Origin of the sequence: Mesorhizobium sp. M5C.F.Ca.IN.020.29.1.1, from assembly GCF_003997375.1 — a bacterium.
GTDB lineage: Bacteria > Pseudomonadota > Alphaproteobacteria > Rhizobiales > Rhizobiaceae > Mesorhizobium > Mesorhizobium wenxiniae.
The window spans coordinates 1-4,448 of sequence record NZ_RZSW01000524.1 but is presented as its reverse complement, the minus strand read 5'-3'; the positions used below and the strand labels follow the sequence as shown (position 1 = coordinate 4,448).

Annotated in this window: 4 protein-coding genes; all 4 read right to left on the bottom strand. The window is 64.1% G+C overall.

Annotation, left to right across the window (positions count from 1 at the left end):
• Positions 1 to 1,273, bottom strand: a 1,273-nt coding sequence (locus EOA85_RS28785) for an ATP-binding cassette domain-containing protein (protein ID WP_127212015.1), incomplete at its 3' end; no start/stop codon positions are given.
• Positions 1,260 to 2,093 (bottom strand): branched-chain amino acid ABC transporter permease, encoded by an 834-nt coding sequence (locus EOA85_RS28780; protein ID WP_127212014.1) that lies wholly within the window; start codon positions 2,091 to 2,093, stop codon positions 1,260 to 1,262. The genes EOA85_RS28785 and EOA85_RS28780, both read right to left, overlap by 14 nt.
• 67 nt (positions 2,094 to 2,160) lie before the next feature.
• On the bottom strand, positions 2,161 to 3,312 hold the full coding sequence (locus EOA85_RS28775) for a substrate-binding protein (RefSeq protein ID WP_127212013.1): 1,152 nt from the start codon (positions 3,310 to 3,312) through the stop codon (positions 2,161 to 2,163).
• A 52-nt stretch (positions 3,313 to 3,364) separates the two neighbouring features.
• Complete coding sequence (locus EOA85_RS28770; RefSeq protein ID WP_127212012.1) at positions 3,365 to 4,210, bottom strand: nitrilase family protein; 846 nt, start codon at positions 4,208 to 4,210, stop codon at positions 3,365 to 3,367.
• Positions 4,211 to 4,448: the final 238 nt, after the last annotated feature.

The following is a 4,448-nucleotide window of genomic DNA, read 5'->3' as shown; positions in this document are numbered from 1 at the left end:
CGCCGAGCGCGACGATCTCATCCGGTGTCATGCCGCTGATGTCTTGGCCGGCGATGATGACGGTTCCGGTCGTGGCGTCGGTGCCGTCGCTCAGGCAGCGCATCAGCGTCGTCTTGCCTGCGCCATTCGGACCGACGAGGCTGACCAGTTCGCCGGGGTGAACGTCGAGATCGATCCCTTGCAGCACCTGCAGGCTGCCGAAAGATTTGCCGAGGCCGCTGACGGCGAGCGCGCGGTTGCCGGCCTCCGATCCGTTGCCGGCCGGTTCGGCGGCGAGGGTAGGGCTACCCGATTGGCTGGTCTGCTCTTCATTGCGGCGCGGCAGCACCATCCTGGCCAGTTGCGCCAGCCCGTTCGGCAACAGGATGATCATCACGACGAACAGCGCGCCGACGACTAGGTTCCACAGGAAGGGCAGGTCGCCGGAAAGCTGGGCGCTGAGGTAATCGATGCCGATCGCGCCGATCACCGGCCCGATGATCGTGCCGCGGCCGCCCAGCGCCGTCCAGATGACGATCTCGGTGCCGAAGACGAAGCCGGTGTTCTCAGGTGCCACCACACCCGACGCGTTGGCATAGAGGAAGCCGGCAATGCCGGCGACGCCGGCGAGGATCGTTGTCAGCACGATCTTCAACCGCTGCGGATCGAGGCCAAGATAGGCGCAGCGCGCTTCATTGTCGCGAATGGCGAGGAGCAGCTTGCCTGCATCCGAGCGGGTGAAGACCAGGGCGACAACGGTGGTGACGATGAGGCAGATGCCGGTAAGCCGGAAATAGCCCGGCAAGCCGAGCGGCAGGCCGGAATAGCCGACCAGCCCGCTGCTCGATCCGGTCCACACGCCACCCGAAAACACCAGCTGCGTGACCACGATCGGCACGACGAGCGAAATCACCGTCGCATAGAGCGGAGTCGAGCCGTGGCCGAATGACAACCAGCCGACGAAGGCACCGAGCAACACCGGCACGAAGATCGCCAGCGCGAGTGCCAGTGCCAACAGCGCCGGGGTTGCGCCGAGATGGCTGAGCACCATGGCGCTGGCATAGGCGCCGGTCCCGAAGAAGGCCGCCTGGCCGAAGGTCAGAATGCCGGTATAGCCCCACAAAATGTCGACAGTCACCGCCAGCATGGCGTAAATCATCGAGCGGGTCAGCACATTGAGCGTGAACCGGTCGAACAGCGCTGGCCCGATAATGACGACGACCGCCACCGCAAGCGCGAGCGCCGCAAGCAGCCAGACCCTTGGCGGAATGGAACGGCTCTCAGGCACGGGCAAATCCCTTCGGGCTGATGCGCAGCACCAGGGCGCAGAGGACCGCCACCGTGATGCCACCGAAAATGGGGCTGACGAAAGTGCTGACCAGAACCTGTGCGCCGCCGAAGACGAGGCAGGCTATGGCTAAAGTCGAGAAGGACGAACCGGCGACCATGACCAGCATGAACGAGCCGATCAGCCAGGCCACGCCCATATTCGGGTCTACGCTGGTCAGCGGCGTGAGCAGCACGCCGGCAAGTGCCGCCAGCCCGGTTCCGACCATGAAGGTGGCCAGCCGCACGCGCGCGGTGTCGATGCCGAGCGCGCGCGCCAGCGTCTCGTTCATGATCACCGCCTGCGCCGACAGGCCTAGCCGCGTGCCTTCGAGAAGGAAGGTGAAGGCAATCCCGATGACCAGCGCGGCGGCGACCGCGAACAGCCGGTAGAGCGAATAGCCGACGCCGAACACATCGACAGTGCCGGACAGCAAATTGGGGGTGAACTGCACGTCACGCCCGAACCACAGCGTGATCAGCTGGCCGATGACGATGCCGAGACCCCAGGTCGCCAGTATGGCGTCGAGCGGCCGGCGATAGAGCGGCCGTACGATGACCAGCTCGGTGATGCCGCCGAGGATCGCTCCCACGGCAAAGGCGATCGGCAGCGCCGCCCAGGGATTGAGCCCAAGGCCGGCGGTTGCCACCGCGCAATAGGCGCCGATCGTCAGCCAGGCGCCATGGGCGAAATTGATGATCTTCAGCACGCCGAAGATCGCCAGCAGGCCGGCGGCGACGATGAACAGGATCGCCGCCGTCGTCACCATGTCCAGGAGAAGCGTCATGGCAGGTTCCCGATAGTGTGGAACGGGGCGGCGCAGCGCCGCCGCCCCGTTGCGATGACAGGTGCGACTACAGGTTCGGGCACTGTTCGCCGGGGTCGACGCCTTCGAATTTGTCGACCACGCTGACCGAACCGTCCGCCTTCACCTGGCCGAGATACATGGTCAGCGGAGCGTGGTGCTGCTTGCTCATCGAGACTGTGCCGCGCGGGCCGGTGAAGGATACCTCGGCGAGTGCTGCAAGCACAGCGGCGGTGTCGGTCGTCCCGGCTTTCTCGACCGCGGCCTTGTAGAGATAGATGCCTTCATATTCCGGCACCGAGAGGTCGTTCGGGGTGCGCAGTTCGGCGCCGAACTTCTTCTGCATGGCGGCAAGGAAGCTCTTGTTGGTGTCGCTGTCGATGCTGGTGACATAGGAAGCGGAAATGAAGATTCCGGCCGCGTCTGCGCCCATGCTTTTGGCAGTTCCTTCATCGACGGCCAGATTGCCGTAGGGGATGGTGACACCGGCCCCGCGCAACTGCTTGGTCAAGGTGACATTGGGCGCGCCGCCCGCCGTCGAGGTGATCACGGCATCGGCGCCGGAGCTTTTCAGATTGGAGATGATCGCCGTCCAGTCGCTGCCTTCCATCGGCAAATATTCTTCACCGACGACGCTGGCGCCTGACTTCTCGATATAGGCCTTGGCGAACTCCAGCATGCCGCGGCCGAAGGCGTAGTCGGAGCCGATCAGGAAGAACTTCTTGGCGCCCTGCGTCTTGATGAAATTGTCGACGATCGGCGGCACCTGCTGTTCGGGTACCCAGGCGTTGACGAACAAATTGGCATTGCAGGATTTGCCCTCGTAAAACGAGGTGTAGATGTAGGGGATGTCGCCCTTGGTGATGATCGGCAGGCCGGCATTGCGCGCCGCACTCGTCTCCATGGTGATGACGGCGTTGACCTCCTTCTGGAAGACCAGCGAATCGAAGGCCTTCTGCGCGCCTGCGGCACCGGAGGCGTCGTCGGCGATCTCCAGCGCAAGCTGGCGTCCGAGTACGCCGCCGGCGGCGTTGATCTCGGCGACCGCCAGCTCCGCCGACTGCACGACCGAGGGCGCGACGACGCTGTTGGCGCCAGAAAGGCCGACCGGGATGCCGATCTTGATCGGACCGTCCGCCGCGAAGGCGGAAGTGGCCAGGGCGGCGCTGGCGAATGCAACGATCAGTGCTTTGTTCTTCATGGTATTCCCCTTTCTTTGCCTATCGTACCGGGTGGTGCCGGCTTCTTCTTGGTTATCCGTAGACGTCGCTGCGGCGGTCGCCGATGGCGTCGTTGCGCTCGCTCAGCGCCCGGGCCTGGGCGATGACGCCAAGGTTGATCGTGGCGATGAGGATCTCCTCGCCGGCTTCGCTGGCAGGACCAGCGATCGGCCAGCCGGTCGGGCCGACGATCAGGCTCCTGCCGACAAAAGGCTGGCCACGTTCGGTGCCGACGCGGTCGGCGCAGGCGATGTAGATGCCATTGCTGTGCGCGGCCGCCTTGTGCAGGATGTTGGCCATCGGCTCGGGATGCTGACCCTGGGCCGGCATCGGTACCCAGTTGGTCGGCACGCAGACCAGCTCCGCGCCCTTCAGCGCCAGCTGCCTGTAGGTCTCGGGAAACCAGCCGTCATAGCAGATCGCAACGCCGATCCGGCCGATCGCGGTATCGAACACCGGCAGGCCGAGATTGCCCGGCTGGAAATAGAGCTTTTCGCGGTTCCACAGATGCAGCTTGCGGTAGGTACCGATAGGACCGGATGGTCCGCACAGCATGGCCGCGTTGAAGAACTGGTCGCTGTCGCGCTCGGCAAGGCCGCTGACGATGTGCAGGTTAAGTTCGTTTGCCAGGCTGCACAGCAGCATGGCACTGCGGCCATCCGGAATGGGGGCGGCGAGCGCGGCCAGCTCGTCCTGGCTGTCGAAGACATAGCCGCTGTCGGCAAGCTCGGGCAGCACCACCACCGATGCGCCCAGACCGGCAGCCTGGCGGATCAATCGCTCCATCGACTTCAGATTATCGTCCAGCCGGCCGATCGCCGGCTGGAACTGGATGCAGGCCAGACGCAGGTCCGCCGTCGCATTCGCATGTATCGTCAAAGCGTGTCTCCAAACGCAAAAAACCCCTGGCGCGGAAGTCATCCGCGAACCAAGGGCTGCATAGCCATCAATGTGAAACGGCACTCCTGCCGATGAGCAAACCTGCTCGTGCTTTAAGCAGTTGCACAGCCGGGAGGCCGCGTCAAGAGCCAAAGAGTTCGGCGGTCTGCCGCACCGGAAGTTGCTGTTTAGAGTAATAAAATCAGGCAGTTGCAAGAAATTTCTGATGCGATAATCT

Excerpts from the sequence above, each read along its gene's own strand:
- EOA85_RS28780 (WP_127212014.1), bottom strand. The coding sequence starts at position 2,093 with ATGACGCTTCTCCTGGACATGGTGACGACGGCGGCGATCCTGTTCATC.
- EOA85_RS28775 (WP_127212013.1), bottom strand. The coding sequence starts at position 3,312 with ATGAAGAACAAAGCACTGATCGTTGCATTCGCCAGCGCCGCCCTGGCC.